Origin of the sequence: Streptomyces sp. NBC_01481 (assembly GCF_026339995.1) — a bacterium.
GTDB lineage: Bacteria > Actinomycetota > Actinomycetes > Streptomycetales > Streptomycetaceae > Streptomyces.
Window position 1 is genome coordinate 1,259,118 of sequence record NZ_JAPEPT010000001.1, and the last position, 24,017, is coordinate 1,283,134.

A 24,017-nucleotide genomic window follows, 5' to 3' on the forward strand; every position below is an offset into this window, starting at 1 on the left:
AGAGCATAGGGAAGGATTCAACGACATGGAGACGTGATGCCGAAGCCGGACAGCGGCCAGGGAAGTACAGAAGGACACATACCGGCCGCCGCCCCGGCTTCCGCATCCGCCACGGCTTCCGCCAGGGGACCCGCACCCGCACCGGCATCCGTCACGGCAGCGCGCCGCGTCGGCCTTCTGGTCACGCTCGTCCTCGGCGGTCTCACCGCACTGCCGCCGCTCTCCATGGACATGTACCTCCCGGCGCTTCCCGCGGTCACCCGCTCCCTCGGCGCGCCCGCCGCCACCGTCCAGCTCACGCTGACCGCGTGCCTGGCGGGCATGGCACTCGGGCAGCTCGTCGTCGGCCCCATGAGCGACAAGTGGGGCCGACGCCGTCCGCTGCTCGTCGGCATGATCGTGTACGTCGCGGCCACCGCGGTCTGCGCGCTCGCCCCCACCGTCGACATGCTGATCGGCTTCCGGCTGCTGCAAGGACTCGCGGGTGCTGCGGGCATCGTCATCGCCCGCGCCGTGGTCCGGGATCTGTACGACGGCGTGGAGATGGCCCGCTTCTTCTCCACCCTGATGCTGATATCCGGCGTCGCCCCGATCATCGCGCCGCTGATCGGCGGCCAGGTGCTGCGGATCACCGACTGGCGCGGCATCTTCGTCGTTCTGACCGCCGTGGGCATCCTGCTCACGCTGGTGGTGGCCAAGTGGCTGCACGAGACCCTGCCGCCCGAGCGGCGGCACGGCGGCGGCGTCGGCGAGGCCCTGCGCACGATGCGCGGGCTGCTCGCCGACCGGGTCTTCACCGGCTACACGCTCACCGGCGGGCTCGCCTTCGCCACGCTCTTCGCGTACATCTCCGCCTCGCCGTTCGTGGTCCAGGAGATCTACGGCGCGTCCCCGCAGACCTTCAGCCTGCTCTTCGGCGTCAACTCCATCGGCCTGATCACGCTCGGCCAGATCAACGGCAAGGTGCTCGTGGGCCGGGTCAGCCTGGACAAGGCGCTGGGCTTCGGCCTGGGCATGGTCATGCTCGCGGCCACCGGGCTGCTGCTGATGACCTCGGGGGTCTTCGGCAGGGTCGGCCTGCTGCCCGTCGCGGTCGGACTGTTCGTCCTGATGTCCGCGATGGGCCTCGTGATGCCCAACACCAACGCCCTGGCCCTGCTGCGCACCCCGCACGCCGCGGGCTCGGCGTCCGCGCTGATCGGCACGTCCGCGTTCCTCATCGGGGCGATCGCCTCACCGCTGGTCGGGATCGCGGGCGAGCAGACGGCCGTCCCGATGGCGGTGGTCCAACTGACCTGCGCGCTGGGCGCGCTGGGCTGTTTCCTGGGGCTGTGCCGCCCCTGGCAGCGCCGGGCCGAAGCGGTCTGAGACCTACGCCTACTGGTCCTTGCGCGGGTACCCGATCAGATGCAGCCGGTCCTTCGCGTCCGTCCAGCTGAAGATCCCGACGCCCGCGGCCTCCGCGGCGGGCAGCCGGACATTGGGGGACAGCGCCTGGGGCGCGGCGGTGGCCAGATCGAGCTCGATCGGGTTCCCGCCGCCGGCCAGCGCGTCCGCCGCGCTGAGCGCGCTGGTCGCTCCGTACGCTGTGCCCGAGTCCGTCACCGACGTGAGCGTCAGCGGCTTGGAGCCGTCCGACTCCTCGAAGCAGTGCGCCGTACGCCGCTCCAGGTCGAAGGCCAGGTTCCCGGCGACCAGATAGTCGCCGCCGGGCGCGGGCACGGCCTGCGGATACTCGCCCGGCTCGATCGCGGGCTTGTGGCACCGCGCCTGGACCAGCGGCTTCCCGGTCGCCGCGTCGTGCACCGCCCAGATGTCGTACGCGGCTGAGTCGTTGCCGTTCTTGCCGCCCTTCGCGGGCTGCCACTTGGCCAGTACGTAGCCGGGGACGATCGAGGTCGGCACGCCGGAGGCCGGGTCGGTACGGGCCGGGGCCACATCGCGGCTGGAGAAACCGCCGCGCACCCAGAACCCCGGATCCCCGCTCACCAGCAGGCCCTCCGCGGTCAGCGCGCGGACCTCGGTGAGCCGGCGGCAGCCCGCACAGCCCCTGGGGTGGCCGAGCGCGCTCTCCGGCACCCGGGACACCTCGCCCGAGACCGGGTCGACCACCGCGGTCCGGGTGCGGCCGTCGCTGATGAGGATGCCGGGACCGGTGCCCGAGACCGTCGGTGCGGCGGGCCACGGGACCTCGATCCGTTGGCGGTCTCCGTCGGCCACGTCGTACACATCCAGCGCGACAAAGGTGTCCGCCGAGGTCAGCGCGTCCTCGCCCGCCTTGCCGAAGGACCAGGTCACGAAGTACTCGTGGCCGTCCTTGGCGACGGACAGCAGTCGCGGGATGTGCTCGTCCGAAGCGGGCGGATGCCAGGGCAGCCCCGTCCAGCCGGGCCTGCCCGTGGCGGCGTCGAGGGTGCGCAGCCGGAAGCTGTCGTCCTGGACCCGCTCCAGATAGCCGACGCGGCCGCTGTCCCGCGCGATCGCGTACTCGGGCGAGGCGTTGGTGATCTCCCAGCCCTGCTGGGTGTCGTACGCGGAGGGAACGGTGAGCCGGGTCAGCGGCGCCGCACTGTGCCGGACCGGCTTGCGGGGTTTGTCGCCGCCCGCGCCACCCTCGCCTGTGCCGCACATACTCAGCAGGAGCAGCAGGGCCAGTACGGTCACCCCGGCCACCAGGGCCAGGCGCACGACCCGCTGTCTCATGGTCCCCCCGTGAGCGGTGCAGCACGTTCCGTGTGCGGCGACGGCCGTCAGCGTAGCAACTGCCGCCGGGCTCCCAGGAGTTCGATTCTGTCCCCGTATCGTCCCGGTTCCGTGCCGCACGAGCCGCGGGGACCTGCCCCGCCGCGCGACGCCACCCGGGCTTCCCCGGCACCGCTTAGAATTTCCCGGTGAACGCCACACTCCCCACCGCGGAAGCCCTGCGCACCACCCTGGCCGCGCTTCTGGACGGGCTGCCGCCGAAGCAGGCCGCGCAGGCCGTCGACCGGCTGATCGCCAACTACCGGGGGAACACCCCGACCGACGCCCCGGTGCTGCGGGACCGCTCGGACGTCGCCGCGTACGCCGCGTACCGGATGCCGGCGACCTTCGAGGCGGTACGGTCCGCGCTCGCCGCGCTGCGGGCGGCTGCGCCCGAGTGGGCTCCGGCGACGCACACCGACATCGGCGGCGGGACGGGCGCCGCGAGCTGGGCGGTCGCCGAGGCGTGGGAGGAGAACGCCCCGCGCACCACGGTCCTGGACTGGGCCGAGCCCGCGCTGGCACTGGGGCGTGAACTGGCCGTCGCCTCGGGGGTTCCCGCGCTGCGGGCGGCCGAATGGCAGCGCTCGCGGATCAGCGCGGCGCTCCGTATAGAGAGCACTGATCTCGTCACGGTCTCGTACGTCCTCAAGGAGCTCACCGCGAAGGACCGCCACGCGGTCGTCACCGAGGCGGCCCGCGCCGCCCAGGCCGTGGTGATCGTCGAGCCCGGCACCCCCGACGGCTACGCCCGCGTCATCGAGGCCCGCGACCGCCTGATCGCCGCCGGACTCACCGTCGCGGCGCCCTGCCCCCACAGCGCCACCTGCCCCATCGAGCCGGGCGCGGACTGGTGCCACTTTGCGGCGAGGGTCAGCCGTTCCTCGCTCCACCGCCAGGTCAAGGGCGGCTCACTCCCGTACGAGGACGAGAAGTTCAGCTATGTCGCCGCGGTGCGCTTCCCGGCGAACCCGGTCGCATCCCGCGTCACCCGCAAGCCCCAGATCCGCAAGGGCCTGGTGCTGCTCGACCTGTGCACGGACACGGAGGGGCTGCGCCGCGACACGGTGGCCAAGCGCCACGGCGCGCTGTACAAATCGGCGCGTGACGCGTCGTGGGGCGACCCCTGGCCGCCCCACGCCGAGTGAGCGTCCAGCGTCAGACTCCTGGCTCCTGACCGCGCAGCTCCTGCGTACAGCACTTCACGCTGCCGCCGCCCTTCAGCAGCTCGCTCAGGTCCATGCCGATCGGCTCGAACCCCCGGTCCCGCAGCGGCTCGAACAGCCCCACCGCCGACTGCGGCAGCAGCACATGACGGCCGTCGCTCACCGCGTTCAGACCGAACTCCGCCGCGGCCTGCTCATCCGCGATCAGGGCGTCCGGGAAGAGCCGGGACAGCACCGAACGGCTGCCCGCCGAGAACGCGTCCGGGTAGTACATGATCTCGTCGCCCGCGTCGTCCAGGACGCACAGCGCCGTGTCCAGGTGGTAGTACCGCGGGTCCACCAGATCGAGCCCGATGACCGGCCTGCCGAAGAACTCCTGCGCCTCGGCGTGCGAGAGCGGGCTCGAACGGAAGCCCCGCCCCGCGAGCAGATAGGACGCGGTGACGGCGAAGTCGCCCTCGCCCTCGTTGATGTGCGCGGGCTCGTGGATCTCGGCGAAACCATTCGCCCGGAACCAGTCGAGATGCGCGCCGGCCTCGGGCTCGCGCTCCGCGTGCGCGAAGCGGGCGCCGAGCACCCGCCCGTCGATCACGGTCGCGCCGTTCGCGGCGTAGACCATGTCGGGCAGTTCCTCCTGCGGCTCCAGCAGCTCGACGGTGTGGCCGAGCGAGCGGTAGCGGTCGCGCAGGTCCTCCCACTGGGCGAGGGCGAGCGGCAGGTCGACCGGCTTCGCCGGATCCATCCATGGGTTGATGGAGTAGGTCACCTTGAAGTGCGCGGGTGGGCACATCAGGTAGCGCCGGGGGGTGGCGTCACGGGGCAATGAGGGCTCCTCGCGGTCGGGTGTGACAACTGCCGCCCATGGTGAGGCCTGTGGGGCCCCTGTGATGTACACCGATCGGGTGATTCATCGTCTTGTACGCGAGCTGCCGATCGCCGTACGCCAGTGCTTCATTCCCTCCCGGCTCCGCACTCCGAGCCCTCCCGGAATATGCCGGAAGGGACCCCGGTCGGGGACCGTGGCCACCCGGGGAGCAGGATGGTGGGACCATGGCAGAGTCCGCGCAGGGCGAGCGTGAGGTGTGAGGGGATAGATGGGCGACGGTATCGGCCGCTTCCGCGGCACGGAGAACAGGCTGTCCAGGGAGAGCCGGCTGCCCCAGTGGCTGCGCCGCCGCCCCAAGAACACCGACACCGACGACTCCCGCCGCGTGCCCCTGCTGCTGGCTGCCGCCGCCGTGGGACTGCCGCTCGCGCCCGCCGCGCACCCCGTCTCCTACCGCTGCTCCTGCGAACGCATCGGCTGCCCCACACCGGGCAGGCATCCCGTCTCCTTCGCCTGGCAGACACAGTCCACCACCGACCGAGGCCAGATCGAGCGCTGGGCGAAAGGACAGCCGGAGGCGAACTTCATCACCGCGACCGGCATGGTCCACGATGTGCTCGACGTACCGCTGGAGGCGGGCCGCAGCGCCCTGGAACGCCTGCTCGACCTGAACATCGAGGTCGGCCCGGTCGCCGAGGACGGCGAGGACCGGATGCTGTTCTTCACCGCCACCCGTGGCACCCCCGAGGACGAGGACGAATGGTGGCCCTGCGAACTGGACTGCCATCCCGAGACGATGGACGAGCACCCCGGGCTGCGCTGGCACTGCCGCGGCAGCTATGTGCTCGTACCGCCCGCGCGGCTGCCCGGCGGACTTGAGATGAAGTGGGTACGCGGCCTCGAGCATTCGCTGCCCGACCCGCTGACGCTGCTGGAGACGCTGACGGACGCGTGCGCGAAGTACGCGGGCGAGAACGAGTCGGTGGACCAGTCCGCGGTGGCCTGGCCGCTCGGTCGTTAGGGCCTGTCGTTCGGATCTTGCCGGGTTCGCGTGCCCTGGCACGCACGCTCGCCGCGTTGTCGTCAGTCGCCGACGCTCCGCGTCGGCTCCTTCCTCCGCCTTGCGATCGCACGCACCAGACCCCGCTCACTGATCCGGCCTGATCCAAACGACAGGCCCTAACTCGGCCGAGACGGGCTACAGGCGGGGCTACGAACCCTTCGCCGCCGTCAGGCCCGTCAGACGTCCGAGCACATCGACCCTGCCGCCGCCCGCGCCGCTCGCCGGAACCGTCACCGCCTGGCTGGAGATCCGCTCCTTGGTGAGCGTGGACTTCACCTCACCCGTCAGCAGGGCCTTCACATCCGGGACGACTTGCAGCCGTACGCCCTTCGCGGCGATCTGCCGCTCGTAGTTGCGTACGGTGAAGAAGACCAGCGCGCCGCCGTCCCGCGTGACGAACCCGAGCGGCCCGAAGTCGTCGGAGTCCAGGGCCTGGTCGATGTACAGCGTCCGTATCCCCGGCAGGTTCTCTTCCTTCTTGCGGGACGCGCGCCACTCCGAGGTGTGCGGCCCGTCCTTGAAGTGCTCCGGCTTCCCGTTCTGCATGTACGAGGAGTACTCCTCGCTCAGATCGCGGGGAGCGACCGCGAGCGCCGCGCTGTCCGGCGCGACCGGCTCGGCAAAGCCGTCCTCGTCGGTCTTCAGCGCCGGAATCGCGGCGGGCCGCAGGATCGTCAGATACGCCGCCTGCCAGACGTCGTCCGGGCTGTCGCGCAGAAAGACCAGTACCCAGCGGTTGTCCTGACTGCCCTGGTCCTGGTCGCGGTTGGAGTCGACGTCGGCGAGGAAGAAGCGCGGCCAGCCGGCCTTCTTCGGGATGGTGAACTTCGCGTCGCTCAGCTCCAGCGGCACATGCTGGGGGTTGCCGTCTGGGTAGTTGACGCTGCGTGCCTTGAGACCGGCCTGGTTTATCGCGCCGAGCGCACCGGTGACACGGTCCGCGTCCAGAACAGGGTCATAGGCCTTGTCGGCGTTGTTGTACGCGTCGGTGAAGTCCTGGAGCGCCTGCGCGGCCTCAGCCTTCGTCGCCGACGGTACGACTTCCAGCTCCCCGTGCACCGTCACGCACCCGCTCGCCGTCAGGGACAGCACTGTCATCGCCGTCAGACCCGTCGCCGCCAGACGCAGCCTTCCCACCCGAATCGGCCTTCTCATCGGTTGCCTTCTGCTCCTTGACCCCCACTGACCGTCCGAACCCTACCGGGGCCAGGAACAGGCCGAGCGTCGGGATCAGATAGAGCACCCACACCGTGACCTGGAGGACGGTCGGGTCGGGCTGGAAGTTGAACACGCCCTTCAGCAGCGTGCCGTACCAACTGTCCGGCGGGATCGTCGTCGTGATGTTGAAGGCCTTGTCCGCCAGACCGCCCAGGAAGCGGGCCTCCTGCAGGTCGTGGACGCCGTACGCGAGAACACCGGCTGCCACGACCACCAGCATGCCGCCGGTCCAGGTGAAGAACTTGGCCAGATTGATCCGCAGCGCGCCCCGGTAGAACAGCCAGCCCAGCACGACCGCGGTGGCGATGCCGAGCAGCACGCCGACCAGCGGCGCCTGCGTACCGTCCCCGTCGGTGGCAGCCCTGACCGACGCCCAGACGAATAGCGCCGTCTCCAGGCCCTCGCGGCCCACCGCGAGGAACGCGGTGGCGACCAGCGCGGCCGTGCCCATCTGCAGCGCGGCGTCCAGCTTGCCGTGCAGCTCGGCCTTCAGATGCCGCGCGGTGCGCCGCATCCAGAAGACCATCCAGGTCACCAGGCAGACCGCGACGATCGACAGCGAGCCGCCGAGCAGCTCCTGCGCCTCGAACGTCAGCTCCTGCGAGCCGTATTCGAGCGCGAAGCCGAAGCCGAGGGAGAGCGCGATCGCGACCCCGATGCCCATCCAGATCGGACGGAGCGCATCACGGCGATCCGTCTTCACCAGATACGCGATCAGGATGCAGACGACCAGGCTGGCCTCCAGGCCCTCGCGCAGGCCGATCAGATAGTTGCCGAACACGTCGGGTCCCTTCAGGTCAGGAGAACAGCGCCCGGCCCCACCAGTCGTCCTTGTCGCGGACGCCCGGCGGGACGGCGAACAACGCCGAACCCACGTGCTGGATGTACTCGTTGAGGACGTCGCTCCCCGCGAGACTGCGCTGCACAGGGATGAAGCCCTTGTGGACGTCGCGCTGGTAGGCGAGGAAGAACAGCCCGGCGTCCAGGCGGCCCAGACCGTCCGTACCGTCGGTGAAGGAGTAGCCGCGGCGCAGGATCTTCGCGCCGCCGTTGGTGTCCGGGTGCGCGAGCCGCACATGCGCGGTCGGCAGCATCGCCTTCAGGAACGGCTCGTCGCGCTCCTTGGCCTTGCCGACCGGCGCGCCCTCGCCCTTGTCCCGGCCGAAGATGTCTTCCTGCTCCTTGAGCGGCGTACGGTCCCAGGTCTCGATGTTCATCCGGATCCGGCGCGCGACGAGATACGAGCCGCCCGTCAGCCAGCCCGAACCCTCCTTCTCGGAGACCCAGACGTGCTTGTCGAGCGCGGCCTTGTCCGTACCGGCGATGTTCCGGGTGCCGTCCTTGAAGCCCATCATGTTGCGCGGGGTCTGCGCCTCGGGCGTCGTCGACGAGGTCTTGCCGAAGCCCAGCTGCGACCAGCGGACCGCGACCTTGCCGAAGCCGATCCGGGCGAGGTTGCGGATCGCGTGCACGGCGACCTGCGGGTCGTCCGCGCAGGCCTGCACACAGATGTCGCCGTCGCTGCGCGCCGGGTCGAGACTGTCGCCGGGGAACACCGGCAGCTCCACCAGGGCCGCCGGGCGCTTGCCCTCCAGGCCGAAGCGGCCCTTGGCGAACAGGGACGGGCCGAAGCCGATGGTGAGCGTGAGGCGGGACGGCTTGAGACCGAGGGCCTCGCCGGTGTCGTCCGGCGGCGCCTCGTCGAGGCCGCCGAACGCGCCCTCGCCGACGGCCTGTCCGGCCGTCATCCGCTCCGCCGCCCGGGTCCAGTCCTTGAGCAGCTGGACCAGCTCGGCACGGTCCTTCGTCTTCACGTCGAAGGCCGCGAAGTGCAGCCGGTCCTGTACGGCGGTGGCGATACCCGCCTGGTGCGCGCCGTGGAAGGGCACCGCCGCGCCGCTCTCGGCGGCGGGCACGGCCGTGTCCTGGCGGGTCATGGCGACAGCGGCGCCGCCTGCCGCGGCGGCGCCGAGCGCGAGCCCCGCACCGCCCCAGCCGATCAGCGAACGACGGCTCGGGGCCTGGCTGTTGGTGGTCTCCTCGGACATCTGTGGTCCCCCCCTTACTTCACGACGGCGGCGGCGAGCTTGGACAGGGGCTCGGCCAGCGCGTTGACGCCGTCCGACAGTTCCTTGCGCTCCGCCTTGCCGACCTTGTCGTACGAGGTGAACTCGTACGAGGCGGGGCTCTTGCGGTACTTGTCGAGCAGCTTGTTCAGCGCGGCGAACTGCTTGTCCAGTTCGGCGACGAGCTTCGGGTCGTTCTTCGACGCGACCGGCTTGAGCAGCTCGTACGACTTCTGCGCACCCTCGACGTTCGCCTTGAAGTCCACCAGGTCGGTGTGGCTGTAGCGCTCCTCCTCACCGGTGACCTTGCCGGTGGCGACCTCGTCGAGCAGCTCCTTGGCGCCGTTGGCCATGGAGGTCGGCGTGATCTCCGCCGTGCCGACCCGCTTCTGCCAGGCGGTCAGGTCGGTGATGAGGGTGGTGGCGAGGGTCTTCTCCGCGGCGCCGAGCTTCTTGTCCTGCCACAGCGCCTTCTCCAGCGTGTGCCAGCCGGTCCACTTCTGGCCCTTCTCCAGGCCGTCCTCACGAAGGTCGACCTTCGGGTCGATGTCACCGAAGGACTCGGCGACCGGCTCGGTGCGCTCCCAGCCGATACGGGAGTCGGCGTACGCCTTCTTCGCGGCCTCGATGTCGCCCGCCTTGACGGCGTCCGTGAAGACCTTGACCTTGGGCAGGGTCTCGTCTGCCTGGGCCTGCACATAGGTGCGGTACTCGGCGACGGCCTTGTCCATCTCGGGGCTGCGCTTGGCGGCCTTGCCGCCGGTGACGGTGACCTTCTGGCGGATGCCGTCGCCCTTCATGCCGGGCTTGCAGGCGATCTCGTAGTCGCCCGCCTTCACCTCGGCGGTGAGCTTCTGCTTGGTGCCGGGGCCGATGTTCTCCCGCTCGGAGACGATGCGGTCGTCGGGGAAGAGGAGGTAGACCTCGGTGACCTTGCTGCCCTTGTTCTCGATGGCCAACTCGACATGGCCGGCCGGGAACTCCTTCTTCGACACCTCGCAGGAGTCGTCCTTCGCGGTGACCGACACGGCGCCGTCGGAACCCTTGGCGTCGCTCTTCTCGGAGCATCCCGTGACGGCGGTCAAAGCCGCCACGGTCGCGGCGGCGGTGACGACGGACAGACGGACGGGTCGCATACGGGCTCCACAGAGGACGAGTACGGGGGTACGAGGGGTGAGGCGGACCTAACTTAACCGAGGCTTACCTCACCGATACCCACCCGTCCAGTGATGTAGCTCTCACATGCGGGGTAGGGACACGGCACCGTCACGACAAGGTCAAGCGAATGTCACATGCCCCTCCTCGGGACGACAAGAGGCGCACCGGTCCGCGGATGCGGCATCACTTCGACCGGCTGCCGGTAGACCCGGCTGAGCATCTCGTCGTCCAGAACCGCCGCGGGGGGACCCTCGGCCGCGATCCGTCCGGCGTGCAGCACGGCGACCCGGTGCGCGTACGCGGCGGCCAGCCCGAGATCGTGCAGCACGACGACGACGGCGTCCCCGGCCGCGGCGCGCTCCCGGCAGACGCGGAGCACCAGCTCCTGGTGGCGCAGATCGAGCGCGGCGGTCGGCTCGTCGAGCAGCAACAGGGGTGCCCGCTGGGCGAGTACGCGGGCGAGAGCCACGCGGGCGCGTTCGCCGCCGGACAGCGCGGAGAAGGGCCGCGCCGCGAAGCCCGCCACTTCGGTGGCGGCCATCGCCTCGGCGACGGCCGCGTCGTCCTGCTCCTCCAGGACGGTTCCGGCCCAGGGCGCGCGGCCCATCCGTACGACGTCCTCCACCGGGAAGGGGAACGACAGGGTGGCCGACTGGGGCAACACTGCGCGGCGCAGGGCGAGTTCGGGCGCCGACAGCTCGGCGGCCGGGCGGCCCGCGATCCGCAGCTCGCCCCGCGCCGCGGGCAGATCCGCGGCGAGGGCGGCGAGCATCGTCGACTTCCCTGCGCCGTTGGGCCCTACCAGCGCGAGCACCTCGCCGGGGTGGGCGGCGAGATCGACACCGCCGAGCACCTCGCGCTGCCCGAGCCGCACATGGAGGCCGCGCGCCTCGACGAGCGGGCTGCCCGGGGTGGGGGGAGCGGGCAGTTCGCGCCCGTGTGCGGCGAAGAGACGCTTCAGGGCCCTCATGCCCAACCCCCTTGCTTACGACGGGTCCTGCGCAGCAGCAGGAAGAAGAACGGGCTGCCGAACAGCGCGGTGAGCACCCCGAGCGGAAGCTCCGCGGGCTCGGCGACGGTCCGCGCGGCGAGGTCGCCCGCGACCAGCATCAGCGCACCGCCGAGCGCGCTGCCCGGAATGAGATAACGGTGACCGGAGCCGTGCGCCATCCGCAGCAGATGCGGCACGAGCAGGCCGACGAAGGTGATGATCCCCGCCACGGCGACGGCGGCGGCGGTGAGCAGCGCGACGACGAGCACGAGGGCGATACGGAGCCGCTCGACATCGACACCCAGGTGCCGGGCGGGCCGTTCGCCGAGGGCGAGCAGGTCCAGTTTGCGTGCGTAGAACGGCGCGACGGCGAGCCCGGCGACCGCGCACGGCAGTACGGCGAGCACCCTCGGCCAGGTCGACTGCGAGAGCGAGCCGAGCTGCCAGAAGGTGATCTGGGTGATCTGGGCGTTGTCCGCGAAGAAGATGAAGAGCCCGATCAGGGCGCCAGCGAAGGCGTTCACGGCGATGCCGGTGAGGATGAGCGTGACGACCTCGGTCTTGCCGCCCGAACGGGACAGGGAGTACACGACGAGGACGGTGACCAGCCCGGCGACGAACGCGCAGGCGGTGACGGTCCAGTTCCCGAGAAAACTCAGCCCGAGCGCAACGGCCCCGACGGCGCCGACGGCCGCGCCGGAGGCGATCCCGATGATGGCGGGCTCGGCGAGGGGATTACCGAAGACGCCCTGCATCAGGGCCCCGGCACACCCGAGGGAGGCCCCGACGAGCAGCGCGAGCACGACACGCGGCAGCCGGACATTCCACAGGACGCTCTCGCCGACACGATCGAGGGCATGCCCGCCGAGCCCGACGCGGTGCTGGAGGGAGGAGACGACATCGCTGAGGGGGATGTCGTAGGCGCCGAGCCCGGCGGAGAGAAGGGAGAGGACGAGGAGGGAGAGTACGAGGGACCCGGTGAGGAGGTATGTCCTCCGCGGGACGGGCTGAATGTCAGCCTCGCCGGCGGAAACTTCAGCCCCGCGGGGGGAACAATCAGCCCCGCCGGCGTTTGAGGCGCGGGGGTCCGGGGGCGGAGCCCCCGGTTCGGGGAGGGGCGGGGTGGGGAACAGGCCCGCCGCAGGCGCCGACGCCGACGCGGCGTCGGCCCCGTCCTGGGAAGTCCCGTTCACCACAGGCGGATTGGGCCCCGGGCTACCCGGTGACGCACAGCCTGGCGCGGGCGCGCCCGCCTGAGCCGCCGCCACACTGGTACGCGAAGTACCGTTCGGCGCGGGCGCATTGGGCTCCGGGTTACCCGGCGCGGCGGGAGCGCCCGGCTCGGAGGCCGGAGGCCCAGGCACCGCCCGGGCCTCCTCCGCAGACGTCGACGACATCCTCAGCTTCCGTTCGCGTAAAGCTGGTCGACCAGCGTCCGAAGCACCTGATCCGTCCGCGGCCCGTAGTTCAGGATCACCCCGTCGTCGACCGAGACGACCCTGCGGTCCATGCCCGCCGGCGTCTGCGCCACGCCCGGAATCTTGAGCAGCCCGTCCACGCCGCCCACCGACTCCAGCCCGTCCGTCATCACCAGAAGCGCGTCGGGCGCGGCCTTGGCCAGCGCCTCGCTGGTGATCGGCGTGAAGTCCTTCGTCAGGCCGGACTCCTTGCCCGCGTCCACCGCGCCCGCCGCCTCCAGCAGCGACGTCGCTCCCGATTCGGCGCCGCCGATCAGGTAGACCGACGCCGAGCCGCGGAGGTACAGGAACGCGACCCGCGGCTTCTTGCCTTCCTTCGGCTGCGGAATCTTCTTCTGGGCCGCGTCGATACGGGTCTGCGTGCGCGTCTTCAGCTCGTCGCCCGCCGACTTGACGCCCAGCGCCGCCGCGACCGCGTCGATCCGCGGCCCCACGTCGGCCAGGCTCTTGCCCGGCTTGACCAGCACGACAGGGACGCCCGCGTCGCGTATCTGGCCGATGGCCTCGGCCGGGCCGGTCAGGGTCTCGGCGAGGACGACGGTCGGCTTCAGCGAGAGCACGCTCTCCGCCGAGACGTTGTGAGCACGTGTCACCACGGGCAGTTTCTTGGCCTGTTCGAAGGTCGTCGCGTTGTCGCGGGCGACGACCTGCTTTCCGAAGCCGAGGGTGAAGACGGTCTCGCTCAGCGCCGGTGTCAGCGGCACGATCCGCTCGGTCGATGCGACTGTGACCTTTTTCCCGTCCGCCGATGTCACGGTGACCGGCACCTGTGGCTTCGGTGCAGCGGCCAGTGGCTCGACCCGGTCGGGCGCGGCGGCGGCCCGGGCCCCGGCCGGCTTCCCCTTCGTGGCCGGTCCGGCGTCGTCCGTACTGCCGCATCCACCGGCCGTCAGGGCGAGAGCGAGCACGGCAATCACCGCACCCGCAAGGCGAGTTGTGCGCACCGATGCACCTTCCTCTTGTTCGTTGTCTAACAGCGGTCGGCCGCAGTCTGCCATGGGGTGCCGTGCTGTCCAGTGGGACTTCGCGTGAAGGGGGGCCTTTCGGCCCGAGTCATCGTCAGTTTAGGTTAGCCTTACCTGATTAACCAGGCTCGTGGATCGCCGCGTTCGCGCAATCCGCCGTCACTGGCTTGAAGTGACTTGCTTCAATGTCGGGGTGAACCAACGCGACGTGCTCGACGTACTTCAGGTCTTCTGCGGCGCCGACGGCCGCCACGGCAACACCCTCGGTGTCGTCCGCGACCCCCGCGCCTTTCCCGACCGGGCGTCACGGCAGGCCCTCGCCGCCGAGCTGGGCTTCAGTGAGACCGTGTTCGTCGACGACCCCGAGCGCGGTGTCGTCGACATCTACACCCCCGGCCTCCGGCTCGCCTTCGCCGGGCATCCCCTCGTCGGCGCCGCCTGGCTGCTCGATCTGGAGGTGGTGAACCCTCCCGCGGGCGAGGTGTGGGTCAGCCAGGACGGGGAGTTCACCTGGATCACGGCGCGCGCCGAGTGGGCGCCGCCGCGCACGCTCCGGCAGTACGGCTCGGCCGCCGAGGTCGAGGCGCTGGAGGTGCCGCCGGCGGGCGAGTGGGTCTACGCGTGGGCGTGGGAGGACGAGGCCGCCGGCCGGGTCCGGGCGCGGGCCTTTCCCGGGCGGGGTGACGGTATCGACGAGGACGAGGCGACCGGGGCCGCCGCGCTGTTGCTCACCGACCGGCTGGGGCGGGCGCTGAACATTACGCAGGGCCGGGGTTCGCAGATCCTCACCGCCCCCGGCCCCGACGGCACGATCGAGATCGGTGGCCGCGTACGCCTCGCGGCCCCCGTTCCGGCTATGCGCTGAGCGGGAACTCCGCTCCGAGCTCACGGAACACCGCGCCGTTGTAGTCGAACGCCCGCTTGCACTCGTCGACGATCCGCTGTTTCTCCAGGTCGTCCGCGTTCACCGCGTCCAGCAGCTCGCGGTAACCCCGCTTGAACGCCGCCGGGTTGGGGATCTGCTCGAAGACGTAGAACCGCACCCCGTCGCCCTTGCGGGTGAAGCCCCAGGTCTTCTCCGCCTTGTCGCGGATGATCTGGCCGCCGGAGAGATCGCCGAGGTAGCGGGTGTAGTGGTGCGCGACATAGCCCGCGGGCCAGTCGCGCGCACACTGCGAGACCTGCTCGGCGTACGCCACGGTCGCGGGCAGCGGCGCGAGCTCCTCGCGCCAGTCCGCGCCCCTCAGATGCGCCAGATCGCGCTCCAGCTCGGCCGTGCGCATCAGCTCCGGCCGGATGAAGGGCCCCGCGACCGGGTCGTCCCTGAGTGACTCGGCGCCGTCCTCCAGCGCCCGGTACACGAACCACAGCTGCTCGGTGTAGCGCGCGTAGGCTTCCACGCCCAGCCGGCCGCCGAGCAGGTCGCTCATGAAGGTCGAGGTCTCCGCCTCGGTGTGCTGCTCGTGCGAGGCGACACGGATGACCGTCGAGAAGGGCGTACCGGACGTGGTGGTGGCGTCCAAGGCGGGCCTCCAGGGGCCGATGGTGACGGGAAAGGAAGCGATGGCGGCACTGGCGCTTGCCACGACCGAGTCTCCCTACTTAGGCTTACCTAAGTCAATGTGTTCCCGACGTCCTGTCGGTAAAAACCCTACCCCTCGAAGCGATCACGGCAACGTGAGAATTTCGGCCCCGTTTTCGGTTACCACGAGCGTGTGCTCGAACTGCGCCGTCCGCTTCCGGTCCTTGGTGACCACGGTCCAGCCGTCGTCCCACATGTCGTACTCGTGTGTGCCCAGCGTGAGCATCGGCTCGATGGTGAAGGTCATGCCCGGCTGGATGAGGGTGGTCGCGTGCGCCGCGTCGTAGTGCGGGATGATCAGCCCCGAGTGGAACGACGAGTTGATCCCGTGCCCGGTGAAGTCGCGGACCACGCCGTAACCGAAGCGCTTGGCGTACGACTCGATGACCCGCCCGATGACATTGACCTGGCGGCCCGGCTTGACCGCCTTGATGGCGCGGTTGAGGGACTCCCGGGTCCGCTCGACGAGCAGGCGCGACTCCTCGTCGACGTCGCCGCAGAGGTAGGTGGCGTTGTTGTCGCCGTGCACGCCGTTGATGTACGCGGTGACGTCGAGGTTCACGATGTCGCCGTCGCGCAGGACGGTCGAGTCCGGAATCCCGTGGCAGATGACCTCGTTGATCGAGGAGCACAGGGACTTGGGGAAGCCGCGGTAGCCGAGCGTGGAGGGGTACGCGCCGTGGTCGCACATGAACTCGTGCGCGACCCGGTCCAGTTCGTCCGTGGTCACGCCGGGCGAGATGTGCTTGGCGGCCTCCTCCATCGCCTGAGCGGCGATACGACCGGCGATGCGCATGCGCTCGACGGTGTCGGAGTCCTGGACCTCCGGCCCGGTGTACGGCGTCGGGGCAGGCTTCCCGACGTACTCGGGGCGCCGGATGTTTCCGGGGACGGATCGGATGGGAGAGAGCTCCCCTGGTACGAGCAGCGACTGGCCAGACATGCCGCGAGTCTAACGAGGGGGTCCCTCCCGTGCCCGAAGGGCTACGGGGGAAGGCGTGGGGCAGCATGGCGGGAGAGGAAGGAGCCCACGATGGCCCTGTTCAAGAAGCGCACGGTCGGAAAACCGGGCGAGTGGTACTACTGCCTGGAGCACAAGAAGGTCGAAGAGGGCCCGGAGTGCCCCGCGAAGGACCGCTTCGGCCCGTACGCGACGCGCGGGGAGGCGGAGCAGGCGATGGAGACGGCGCGGGAGCGGAATCTGGAGTGGGAGACGGATCCGCGGTGGCACGACGGGTCTGCGACGGCGGGGGACGACGACTCGGCGTGACGGTACGGGTGCGGGTGCCGCTGCGCGGGGCTTGTTCCCCTACCCGCCCCTTCCCGAACTGGGGGCAGACCCCCAGACCCCCGTATGCGACCTTCGGCCGCATGTCCTCAAACGCCGGACGGGCTGAAATTTCCGCCGGTCGGCCTGAAGAATCAGGCCGACCGGCGGAAATTTCAGCCTCGCCGGCGATTGAGGCGCGGGGGTCCGGGGGCAGCGCCCCCGGGTCAGACCCGCGCCGAGTCCTCCCGCTGCGCACGCCTGCGCCCCGCGTCCTCGTCCGTGTCCGCGTCGTACCTCAGCAGCCCCGGCAGGGCTCCCGCCAGCAGCCCCACCGAGGCCACGCACGCCACGCCCCCGCTCCAGATCGCCGCGCGCGTCCCCGTCCAGCCCGCCATCGTGCCCGCGCGGACCTGGCCCAGTTGGGGGCCGACGCTGTACGAGAGCACCTCTATGCCCGCCAGCCGGCCGCGCAGCTCCTCCGGGATCGTCTGGTTCCAGATGGTCGAGCGGCCCAGGCCGCTCAGCATGTCGCCGGCGCCCGCGAAGGTGAGGCACAGCAGCACGAGCCAGACGTTAGAGAACCAGCCAGCCGCCGCGATCGCCAGGCCCCAGCCCGCCGCGCCGAAGACGACGAACAAGCCGTGCCGTCGTACCCGGGACGTCCAGCCGCTGGTCAGGCTGAGCACCACCGAGCCGACCGAGCCCGCCGCGTACATCAGGCCGAGCGCCCACTGCGCGTCCAGGTCGTCCGCGAGGAACGGGAAGATCGTGTTCGGGAAGGCGAAGAACATCGCGGCCAGGTCGATCGCGTACGTCCCGAGCAGCACCGGACGCGACCACGCATAGCGCGCCCCTTCGGCGATCCCCCGCAGCGACGGCTTGTCCGCGTCGTGCGCGGGCGGCGCCGCGGCCAGGCGCAGACAGAGCAGTACGGACGCGACGAAGCCGAGGACCGTGATCGCGTACGCCGGTGCATGACCCGCGTACGCCACGACCAGACCCGCCAGCGCGGGACCCGCGATCGCGCCGAGCTGCCAGCGCAGGGCGTTGAGCGCGGCCGCCGCCGTCAGCTGGTCGTGGGGGACGATCCGGGCCATCAGCGAGTCCAGTGCCGGGCGTTGCAGACCGGCGAGCGCGGAGACGCCTGCCGCGACCAGGTACAGCGGCCAGAGCATCGGGTCGGGCAGCAGCGCGTTCACCAGCAGGATCACGGCCAGCAGGCCGAGGCCCGCCTCGGTTCCGAGGATCAGTTTGCGGCGGTCGGCCGCATCCGCCAGCGCCCCTCCGTACAGGCCGAAGACGACCAGCGGGACCAGCTCCACCGCGCCCATCGCACCGACCGCGAGCGGTGAGTCCGTGAGCTCCTTGATCTGCAGCGGCAGGGCGATCATCGCCATGAAGCTGCCGAAGTACGTGACAAGGCCCTGGATCCACAGCAGCCGGAAGTCGCGGGAGGACCGCCACGGCGACAGGTCGGGCAGTACGGAGGAGAGTTTGGAGGTCACGAGGGGTCATCGTCCGCACCCCTCGTCGCCCCCGGCAACCGAATTACCAGCGCGCGGGTGGCGGCGACGTCAGCTGGTCGGCGAGCCGCGAGAGCCGGTCCCTGAGCCGTCGCCGCCCGCGCGCCGCGGGCACCACGTTCTCGCCCGCCGCCGCACTGACCAGATGCTGCACCGTGTCGATGTCGACCTCGTCCACCCGGTCGCTCACCGCCAGCGCCTCGTGCGCCAGGCCGTGCACCTCAGCGTCCCCGCCGTCCAGCGCCAGCACCGTCGCCCCGGCCCGCCGTGCGTCGTGCACCCGTTCTAGAAGCCCCGCGTCCGGCCTGGTCGGTGCCACCACCAGCAGGGTCTCGCCGCGTCGCGCCGCCTGCAGCCTGCCGAGCCCGACGGCCAGTTGGGCGGGGTCCCCGGGCCGCACCCGGTGCCGTACGAGCGTCGGCGTCAGCTCCGGCTGTCCCGACCAGGCCGCCTCGTCCACGAGATGCGCGGCCAGATGCCACGGCTCGTACTCCTCGGTCCCGACCAGCAGCAGTCCGCCGCCCTGCGGCACGACCGACGAGCGCAGCGTCCCGGCGAAGCGCCGGGTCGCCGCGGGCCACTCCGTACCGGCCAGGACTTCCCGCAGCAGGGCGACGCGTACAGCATCCATGGCCCCGCATCGTGCACGACGGCCCAACCGGGCGGGCCGGATTGCCACCGGCTCACCCGATCGGGTGCCGAGACCAGGAAGTAAGGTCGTGCGCATGACTTCTCGTGACAGCGCAGGCGCCGCGCCGAAGGCCCCGGCCAAGGACCCCTGGGACCTTCCCGACGTATCCGGGCTGGTCGTCGGCGTGCTCGGCGGAACCGGCGACCAGGGCCGCGGGCTCGCCTACCGGCTGGCCAGGGCGGGCCAGAAGGTGATCATCGGGTCCCGCGCCGTGGAGCGCGCCGAGACGGCGGCCGCCGAGCTCGGCCTCGGTATCGAGGGCGCCGACAACGCCGAGTGCGCCCGGCGCAGCGATGTGGTGATCGTGGCCGTGCCGTGGGACGGGCACGCCAAGACACTGGAGACGCTGCAGAAGGAGCTCGTGGGCAAGCTCGTCGTCGACTGCGTCAACCCGCTCGGCTTCGACAAGAAGGGCGCGTACGCACTCAAGCCGGAGGAGGGCAGCGCCGCCGAGCAGGCCGCGGCCCTGCTGCCGGACTCGCGGGTGACCGCCGCCTTCCACCATCTGTCCGCCGTACTGCTGCAGGACGAGTCGATCGAGGAGATCGACACCGATGTGATGGTGATGGGCGAGGTGCGCGCGGACACCGACCTCGTGCAGGCGCTGGCAGGCCGCATCCCGGGCATGCGCGGAGTCTTCGCGGGCCGGCTGCGAAACGCCCACCAGGTCGAGTCGCTGGTCGCCAATCTGATCTCGGTGAACCGCCGCTACAAGGCGCACGCCGGGCTGCGCGTCACCGACGTGTAGGCGGTGACAGGGGCGGGCGGGGGGATGGGGGACACTGGACGGCGTATGCCATCAGTACCCGGACAGGAGCCCTACCCCATGCCCCGCCTCGCTCTGTACTCCCTCGTCGTCTGCATCCTCGCCGTCGCGGCAGCGGTGGTCTCCTTCGCACAGGGCAGCTGGCTCGGGATCGTATGGGTGCTGCTGGCCGGGCTCGCGTCGAACATGACCTGGTACTACCTGCGCCGGGCGAAGGTGGAGCGCGCGGCTCGCGGGGCTACTGGCTGACGATCGCCTCGCACCTCGCGTCCGTCTGCCAGAAGCGGTAGAACTCCTGACCGCAGTACGTCTCCACCTCGCTGATGCCGAGCCCCCGCAGGATCGTGTCGATCGCTTCGAAGAACGCCAGGTTCACCTCGGGGATGAACAGCACGCCGAAGACCGCGAGCAGCCCGAAGGGCGCGAACGGCTCGACCTGGCGGCGGATCTTGTACGAGAGCCACGGCTCGATCACGCCGTAGCCGTCGAGCCCGGGCACCGGCAGGAAGTTCAAGATCGCGGCCGTGATCTGGAGCAGCCCCAGGAACGCGAGCGCGAAGCGGAAGACCATCGGCACCCCGTCCAGCGCGTGCAGCCAGAACGGTGCGGTGCACACGAGCGCGAACAGCACATTCGTCAGCGGCCCTGCCGCGGAGATCAGACTGTGCTTCCAGCGGCCCCGGATACGGCCCCGCTCGATGAAGACCGCGCCACCCGGCAGACCGATGCCGCCCATGATCACGAACAGCACCGGCAGCACGATGCTCAGCAGCGCGTGCGTGTATTTGAGCGGATTGAGCGTCAAGTACCCCTTGGTACCGATGGAGATGTCACCGCTGTGCAGCGCCGTGCGGGCGTGCGCGTACTCGTGCAGACACAGCGAGACGATCCATGCCGACGTGACGAACAGGAACACGGCCACGCCGGGGCTCGCCGCGAAGTCCGTCCACACCGCCCACCCGGTGACCGCCATCACGGCGACGATCCCGAGGAACACCGGACTGATGCGCCGGTCGCTGTGGCGGGAGGTGGCGGTGGTCATGGGTGCGGCTCCTGAAGGCTGGGGGTCCCCCCACGCCCGCCAGGGCTCGGGGGAGGGACGTGCGGGATCGACCGTACCGGTGACGTGGTGAGAACGTCCCGGGGGTGCGCGGGGGTTCCTGCTGCGCGGGCCGGGTTCGGCACCGGGTGACAATGGTCGGGTGCACTATCGGGTACTCGGCACCACTCAGGCACTTCACGACGACGGCACCCCCGTCGCCCTCGGCGGTGCGCGACTACGCGCGCTGCTGACCGTGCTGGCCCTGCGGGCCGGGCGTACGGTCCCGGTCGGCGTACTGGTCGACGAAGTATGGGACGGCGATCCGCCCGCGGACGCGGTGGGCGCCGTCCAGGCGCTCGTCGGGCGGCTGCGGCGCGCGCTGGGGCACGCGGCGGTCGCCTCGGCGGACAGCGGCGGATACCGGCTGTGCGCAACGGGCGACGACGTGGACCTTCACCGGTTCGACAGGATCGCGGGGGAGGGCGTGCGGGCGCTGGACGAGGGCGACGCGGTCAAGGCGGCGGCGCTGCTCGACGACGCGCTGGCGCTGTGGCAGGGGCCGGTGCTGGACGACCTTCCGGACCGCACGTCCGAGGCGGCACGCTGGGAGGCCCGCCGCCTGGACGCCCGCAGGGCCCGGCTCGCGGCGGCGCTCGCGCTCGGCCGCGCGGAGGAGGCGCTGCCGGAGCTCGCCGCGCTGTGCGAGGCGCACCCGCTGGACGAACGCCTCCAGGTGCTGCGTCTGCGGGCGCTGCGGGACGCGGGGCGGGCGGCACAGGCGCTGGCGGCGTACGAGGAGGTACGGCGGCTGCTGGCGGACAGCCTGGGGGCGGACCCGGGTCATGAACTGCGGGCGCTGCACGGGGAGTTGCTTTCCAATGCAGCCCCGCCCGCGACGGCCCGCGCCGCGGGCATGCCGCCGGTGCCCGCGCAGCGGCCGTACACCCCCGGCAATCTGCGCGCCCGCCTCACCTCCTTCGTCGGGCGCGACGCCGACATCGAGGCCATCCACGGCGACCTGGCCGCCGCCCGGCTCGTCACGCTGCTCGGGCCCGGCGGCGCCGGGAAGACCCGGTTGTCGCAGGAGGCCGCCGAGCGGGTCGGCGCGACCGGAGAGAGTCCGTGGCCCGACGGGGTCTGGCTCGCCGAACTCGCGCCCGTGGACGACCCGGAGACCGTCCCGGAGGCTGTCCTCAGCGCGCTCGGAGCGCGCGAGACCGTGCTGCGCGGCGCCGGTGCCGAGGAGTTGAGGGCCGCGGAGGGGCACAGCGACGACGCCGTCCTGCGGCTGACCGAGCACTGCGAGCGCCGCCGTATGCTCCTGCTCCTCGACAACTGCGAGCATGTCGTCGGCGCCGCCGCCGCCCTCGCCGAGCGGCTGCTCGAAAGCTGCCCGGGCGTCACGGTGCTGGCGACCAGCCGTGAACCGCTCGGCGTGCCGGGGGAGTTGGTGCGCCCGGTGGACCCGCTGCCGGACCCCATGGCGCTGCGCCTGCTCGCCGAGCGCGGCGCCGCGGCCAGGCCCGGCTTCCGTACCGAGGACGACCCGGAGGCCGCCGCCGAGATCTGTCACCGGCTCGACGGGCTGCCGCTCGCCATCGAACTCGCCGCCGCCCGCCTGCGGATGCTCACCCCGCGCCAGATCGCCGACCGGCTGGACGACCGTTTCCGCCTGCTGACCAGCGGCAGCCGCACCGTACTGCCGCGCCAGCAGACCCTGCGGGCCGTCGTCGACTGGTCCTGGGACCTCCTCGACGACGCCGAACGCGCCGTACTGCCGCGGCTGTCGGTCTTCGCGGGCGGCTGCGACCTCGCCGCCGCGGAGGCGGTCTGCGCGGAACCGGACGCCGACCTCGATGTCGCCGACGTCCTTGGATCCCTCATCGACAAGTCGCTCGTCGTCGCCGCACCCACCCCCGACGGCCAGATGCGCTACCGCCTGCTCGAAACCGTCGGAGAGTACGCCGCCGAACGCCTCGACCAGGCCGCCGAACGCACCGCCGTGGAGCGGCGGCACCTGGTCCACTACCGGGAGCTGGCACGCGTCACCGACCCGCTGCTGCGCGGCCACGGCCAGCGCGCCGCCCTGGACCTGCTGCAGCTCGAGTACGAGAATCTGCGCACCGCGCTGCGCCACGCCGTCGCCGCCCGCGACGAGCACGAGGCGCTCTGCCTCGTCGTCTACCTGTCCTGGTACTGGCAGATGCGGGATCTGCGCACCGAGGCCCGGCACTGGGCCACGGCCGCCGGCGAGCTCGGCCCCGACCCCTTCGCGCCGCCCGTCGAGCCCGCCCCGCCGATCACCGAACGGTTCACGGACGCGCCGCCGCCGATGTCGCCCGAGCTGCTCCAGGAGGCCCGGCGCGGCGCCGCGCTGATCCGGATGGTGTTCATGGACTACGACGTCGACGAGTGGACGACGCCGGAGAAGATGGAGCGGCTGCGCAGGATCACCGAGGCTTATCGGCCGGGGCTGCCGCAGACCTGCCGCCCCCCGGCTTCGCTCTGGTTCTTCGCCGTCGTGATGACCGGAGAGGTCGCGCAGCTCAAGATCCTGCTCGACAAGACCACCGAGGCCTGCCGCGCGTTCGCATACGAGTGGGAGCTCGCCGTTTCGCTCCAGGCGCGGGCCAATGTGCTCGCCAACCGCAGCGAGTGGGCCGGTGACGCGGCCCGGGACGCGGAGGAGGCCCTGGAGATCTTCACCCGGATCGGCGATGCCTTCGGTGCGGCAGAGGCCCTGTCCGCGCGCGGCGAGGCGCGCGAGAACCGCGGCGAATACCCGCTCGCCGCCGAGGACTTCACGTCCGCCATCGAATACGCGGAGCAGGTCGGTGCCCAGGCCCAGACGGCGGTGCTGCGCTCCCGTCTCGGCGGCATCCTGCTGGAGATGGGGGAGAGCGAGCGGGGTGAGGCCCTGATCCGTGACGTGCTGGCCGATGGCAGGGGAGCGGGCCGGGACTCGACGGTCTTCGCCCGGCTGTACCTCGCGCTGTGGCTGGGGCGCACCGGCCGCGTCCCCGAGGCGCGTGCCGAGGTCGACGTGCTGCTGACGCAGTTCCAGTCCGCGACCATGGCGATCTTCGAAGGCATGATCACCGGCTTCCTCGCCCGGCTCGACCTCGTCGACGGCGACTACGAGCTGTCCCTGAGCAGGGCACGCCACGCGCTGGAGAAGGCGCGGGACCCGCTGACCCTGATGGTCGCTCCGCAGATGCCCTCGCTGCACCTGGTGACGGCTGCCGGGGCGCTGGCCCTGGGGCACCCGGAACGAGCCCCGGACGCGGGGCGGATACTCGGGGCGTCCGACGCCCTGCTGCCGCCGGGCCACTTCTCGCCCCGCTACGAGCGCGAGGGCCGTGCCGATTCCGAGGCGGCGGTCCGCGCCGCGCTGGGGGACGCGGCGTACGAGAGCGCCTACGCCGAAGGCGGCGGCCTCACCCTGGAGGAGGCCGCCGCCCTGGTGTGAC

At 71.3% G+C, this 24,017-nt stretch carries 22 protein-coding genes; 8 read left to right on the forward strand and 14 right to left on the reverse strand.

Going from position 1 to position 24,017, the window contains the following annotated elements; all coding sequences use genetic code 11:
• Positions 1 to 36: 36 nt before the first annotated feature.
• The gene (locus OOK40_RS05810) at positions 37 to 1,368 is read left to right on the forward strand and encodes a Bcr/CflA family multidrug efflux MFS transporter (protein WP_266477036.1); all 1,332 of its coding nucleotides are present in this window, start codon (positions 37 to 39) and stop codon (positions 1,366 to 1,368) included.
• A gap of 9 nt (positions 1,369 to 1,377) precedes the next feature.
• Here the strand turns inward: OOK40_RS05810 and OOK40_RS05815 are convergent, their stop codons facing one another.
• A complete protein-coding gene (locus tag OOK40_RS05815) occupies positions 1,378 to 2,703 on the reverse strand; it encodes a hypothetical protein (RefSeq protein ID WP_266477038.1) in 1,326 nt (441 codons plus the stop codon).
• 188 nt (positions 2,704 to 2,891) lie between these two features.
• Here OOK40_RS05815 and OOK40_RS05820 point away from each other — a divergent pair, with 188 nt between their 5' ends.
• Entirely contained in the window at positions 2,892 to 3,890 is a 999-nt protein-coding gene (locus tag OOK40_RS05820; RefSeq protein ID WP_266477040.1) for a small ribosomal subunit Rsm22 family protein, read from the forward strand.
• 10 nt (positions 3,891 to 3,900) lie between these two features.
• Here OOK40_RS05820 and ddaH read toward each other — a convergent pair whose 3' ends face one another.
• Positions 3,901 to 4,731: a dimethylargininase gene (ddaH, locus tag OOK40_RS05825; RefSeq protein WP_266477041.1), complete on the reverse strand. Its 831-nt coding sequence runs from the start codon at positions 4,729 to 4,731 to the stop codon at positions 3,901 to 3,903.
• 271 nt (positions 4,732 to 5,002) lie between these two features.
• Between ddaH and OOK40_RS05830 the strand changes: the two genes are divergently transcribed.
• The gene (locus OOK40_RS05830) at positions 5,003 to 5,755 is read left to right on the forward strand and encodes a bifunctional DNA primase/polymerase (RefSeq protein ID WP_266477042.1); all 753 of its coding nucleotides are present in this window, start codon (positions 5,003 to 5,005) and stop codon (positions 5,753 to 5,755) included.
• 189 nt (positions 5,756 to 5,944) lie between these two features.
• Here OOK40_RS05830 and OOK40_RS05835 read toward each other — a convergent pair whose 3' ends face one another.
• The 7 genes from OOK40_RS05835 to OOK40_RS05865 all read right to left on the reverse strand — a co-directional run bounded on the left by OOK40_RS05835 (position 5,945) and on the right by OOK40_RS05865 (position 13,652).
• Positions 5,945 to 6,895 (reverse strand): hypothetical protein, encoded by a 951-nt coding sequence (locus tag OOK40_RS05835; protein WP_266477044.1) that lies wholly within the window; start codon positions 6,893 to 6,895, stop codon positions 5,945 to 5,947.
• Complete coding sequence (gene efeU / locus OOK40_RS05840) at positions 6,813 to 7,796, reverse strand: iron uptake transporter permease EfeU (RefSeq protein WP_266477056.1); 984 nt, start codon at positions 7,794 to 7,796, stop codon at positions 6,813 to 6,815. Before efeU ends, OOK40_RS05835 begins: the two co-directional genes overlap by 83 nt.
• A 16-nt stretch (positions 7,797 to 7,812) precedes the next feature.
• Positions 7,813 to 9,063, reverse strand: a complete 1,251-nt coding sequence (efeB, locus tag OOK40_RS05845) for an iron uptake transporter deferrochelatase/peroxidase subunit (RefSeq protein ID WP_266477057.1) — start codon at positions 9,061 to 9,063, stop codon at positions 7,813 to 7,815.
• Between the two features lie 14 nt (positions 9,064 to 9,077).
• Positions 9,078 to 10,217 (reverse strand): iron uptake system protein EfeO, encoded by a 1,140-nt coding sequence (gene efeO / locus OOK40_RS05850; RefSeq protein ID WP_266477058.1) that lies wholly within the window; start codon positions 10,215 to 10,217, stop codon positions 9,078 to 9,080.
• A gap of 152 nt (positions 10,218 to 10,369) precedes the next feature.
• Entirely contained in the window at positions 10,370 to 11,209 is an 840-nt protein-coding gene (locus tag OOK40_RS05855) for a heme ABC transporter ATP-binding protein (RefSeq protein ID WP_266477059.1), read from the reverse strand.
• Positions 11,206 to 12,243, reverse strand: coding sequence for an iron ABC transporter permease (locus tag OOK40_RS05860; protein WP_266478921.1), 1,038 nt, complete (start codon positions 12,241 to 12,243; stop codon positions 11,206 to 11,208). The genes OOK40_RS05855 and OOK40_RS05860 overlap by 4 nt, the downstream gene beginning before the upstream one ends.
• Positions 12,244 to 12,629: 386 nt before the next feature.
• A complete protein-coding gene (locus OOK40_RS05865) occupies positions 12,630 to 13,652 on the reverse strand; it encodes a hemin ABC transporter substrate-binding protein (protein ID WP_266477060.1) in 1,023 nt (340 codons plus the stop codon).
• Positions 13,653 to 13,866: 214 nt separating this feature from the next.
• Here OOK40_RS05865 and OOK40_RS05870 point away from each other — a divergent pair, with 214 nt between their 5' ends.
• Positions 13,867 to 14,538 (forward strand): PhzF family phenazine biosynthesis protein, encoded by a 672-nt coding sequence (locus tag OOK40_RS05870; RefSeq protein WP_266477062.1) that lies wholly within the window; start codon positions 13,867 to 13,869, stop codon positions 14,536 to 14,538.
• Here OOK40_RS05870 and OOK40_RS05875 read toward each other — a convergent pair.
• Together OOK40_RS05875 and map are read right to left on the reverse strand one after the other, a co-directional pair.
• The gene (locus OOK40_RS05875; RefSeq protein ID WP_266478925.1) at positions 14,528 to 15,196 is read right to left on the reverse strand and encodes a heme oxygenase (biliverdin-producing); all 669 of its coding nucleotides are present in this window, start codon (positions 15,194 to 15,196) and stop codon (positions 14,528 to 14,530) included. The two genes, OOK40_RS05870 and OOK40_RS05875, sit on opposite strands and share 11 nt — an antisense overlap.
• Before the next feature lie 144 nt (positions 15,197 to 15,340).
• Positions 15,341 to 16,198 (reverse strand): type I methionyl aminopeptidase, encoded by an 858-nt coding sequence (map, locus tag OOK40_RS05880; protein WP_266477063.1) that lies wholly within the window; start codon positions 16,196 to 16,198, stop codon positions 15,341 to 15,343.
• Between the two features lie 90 nt (positions 16,199 to 16,288).
• On the opposite strand from map, the gene OOK40_RS05885 reads away from it, so the two are divergent.
• Complete coding sequence (locus OOK40_RS05885; RefSeq protein WP_266477065.1) at positions 16,289 to 16,525, forward strand: hypothetical protein; 237 nt, start codon at positions 16,289 to 16,291, stop codon at positions 16,523 to 16,525.
• 224 nt (positions 16,526 to 16,749) lie between these two features.
• Here the strand turns inward: OOK40_RS05885 and OOK40_RS05890 are convergent, their stop codons facing one another.
• Both OOK40_RS05890 and OOK40_RS05895 read right to left on the reverse strand, forming a co-directional pair.
• A complete protein-coding gene (locus OOK40_RS05890; RefSeq protein ID WP_266477067.1) occupies positions 16,750 to 18,030 on the reverse strand; it encodes an MFS transporter in 1,281 nt (426 codons plus the stop codon).
• Positions 18,031 to 18,073: 43 nt separating this feature from the next.
• Positions 18,074 to 18,679, reverse strand: coding sequence for a hypothetical protein (locus OOK40_RS05895; protein ID WP_266477069.1), 606 nt, complete (start codon positions 18,677 to 18,679; stop codon positions 18,074 to 18,076).
• A 94-nt stretch (positions 18,680 to 18,773) separates the two neighbouring features.
• On the opposite strand from OOK40_RS05895, the gene npdG reads away from it, so the two are divergent.
• Positions 18,774 to 19,487, forward strand: a complete 714-nt coding sequence (gene npdG / locus OOK40_RS05900; RefSeq protein ID WP_266477071.1) for an NADPH-dependent F420 reductase — start codon at positions 18,774 to 18,776, stop codon at positions 19,485 to 19,487.
• Positions 19,488 to 19,511: 24 nt separating this feature from the next.
• A complete protein-coding gene (locus OOK40_RS05905) occupies positions 19,512 to 19,754 on the forward strand; it encodes a hypothetical protein (protein WP_266477073.1) in 243 nt (80 codons plus the stop codon).
• On the opposite strand, the gene OOK40_RS05910 is transcribed toward OOK40_RS05905, so the two are convergent.
• The gene (locus tag OOK40_RS05910; RefSeq protein WP_266477075.1) at positions 19,744 to 20,547 is read right to left on the reverse strand and encodes a site-2 protease family protein; all 804 of its coding nucleotides are present in this window, start codon (positions 20,545 to 20,547) and stop codon (positions 19,744 to 19,746) included. The genes OOK40_RS05905 and OOK40_RS05910 overlap by 11 nt on opposite strands.
• Before the next feature lie 160 nt (positions 20,548 to 20,707).
• Between OOK40_RS05910 and OOK40_RS05915 the strand changes: the two genes are divergently transcribed.
• On the forward strand, positions 20,708 to 24,016 hold the full coding sequence (locus OOK40_RS05915) for a BTAD domain-containing putative transcriptional regulator (protein ID WP_266477077.1): 3,309 nt from the start codon (positions 20,708 to 20,710) through the stop codon (positions 24,014 to 24,016).
• Position 24,017: the final 1 nt, after the last annotated feature.

Bases quoted from the DNA above. Each gene is read 5' to 3' on its own strand.
- OOK40_RS05810 (WP_266477036.1), top strand. From the start codon at position 37: ATGCCGAAGCCGGACAGCGGCCAGGGAAGTACAGAAGGACACATACCG.
- OOK40_RS05815 (WP_266477038.1), bottom strand. From the start codon at position 2,703: ATGAGACAGCGGGTCGTGCGCCTGGCCCTGGTGGCCGGGGTGACCGTA.
- OOK40_RS05830 (WP_266477042.1), top strand. From the start codon at position 5,003: ATGGGCGACGGTATCGGCCGCTTCCGCGGCACGGAGAACAGGCTGTCC.
- OOK40_RS05835 (WP_266477044.1), bottom strand. From the start codon at position 6,895: ATGACAGTGCTGTCCCTGACGGCGAGCGGGTGCGTGACGGTGCACGGG.
- efeB (WP_266477057.1), bottom strand. From the start codon at position 9,063: ATGTCCGAGGAGACCACCAACAGCCAGGCCCCGAGCCGTCGTTCGCTG.
- efeO (WP_266477058.1), bottom strand. From the start codon at position 10,217: ATGCGACCCGTCCGTCTGTCCGTCGTCACCGCCGCCGCGACCGTGGCG.
- OOK40_RS05855 (WP_266477059.1), bottom strand. From the start codon at position 11,209: ATGAGGGCCCTGAAGCGTCTCTTCGCCGCACACGGGCGCGAACTGCCC.
- map (WP_266477063.1), bottom strand. From the start codon at position 16,198: ATGTCTGGCCAGTCGCTGCTCGTACCAGGGGAGCTCTCTCCCATCCGA.
- OOK40_RS05885 (WP_266477065.1), top strand. From the start codon at position 16,289: ATGGCCCTGTTCAAGAAGCGCACGGTCGGAAAACCGGGCGAGTGGTAC.
- OOK40_RS05895 (WP_266477069.1), bottom strand. From the start codon at position 18,679: ATGGATGCTGTACGCGTCGCCCTGCTGCGGGAAGTCCTGGCCGGTACG.
- npdG (WP_266477071.1), top strand. From the start codon at position 18,774: ATGACTTCTCGTGACAGCGCAGGCGCCGCGCCGAAGGCCCCGGCCAAG.
- OOK40_RS05905 (WP_266477073.1), top strand. From the start codon at position 19,512: ATGGGGGACACTGGACGGCGTATGCCATCAGTACCCGGACAGGAGCCC.
- OOK40_RS05910 (WP_266477075.1), bottom strand. From the start codon at position 20,547: ATGACCACCGCCACCTCCCGCCACAGCGACCGGCGCATCAGTCCGGTG.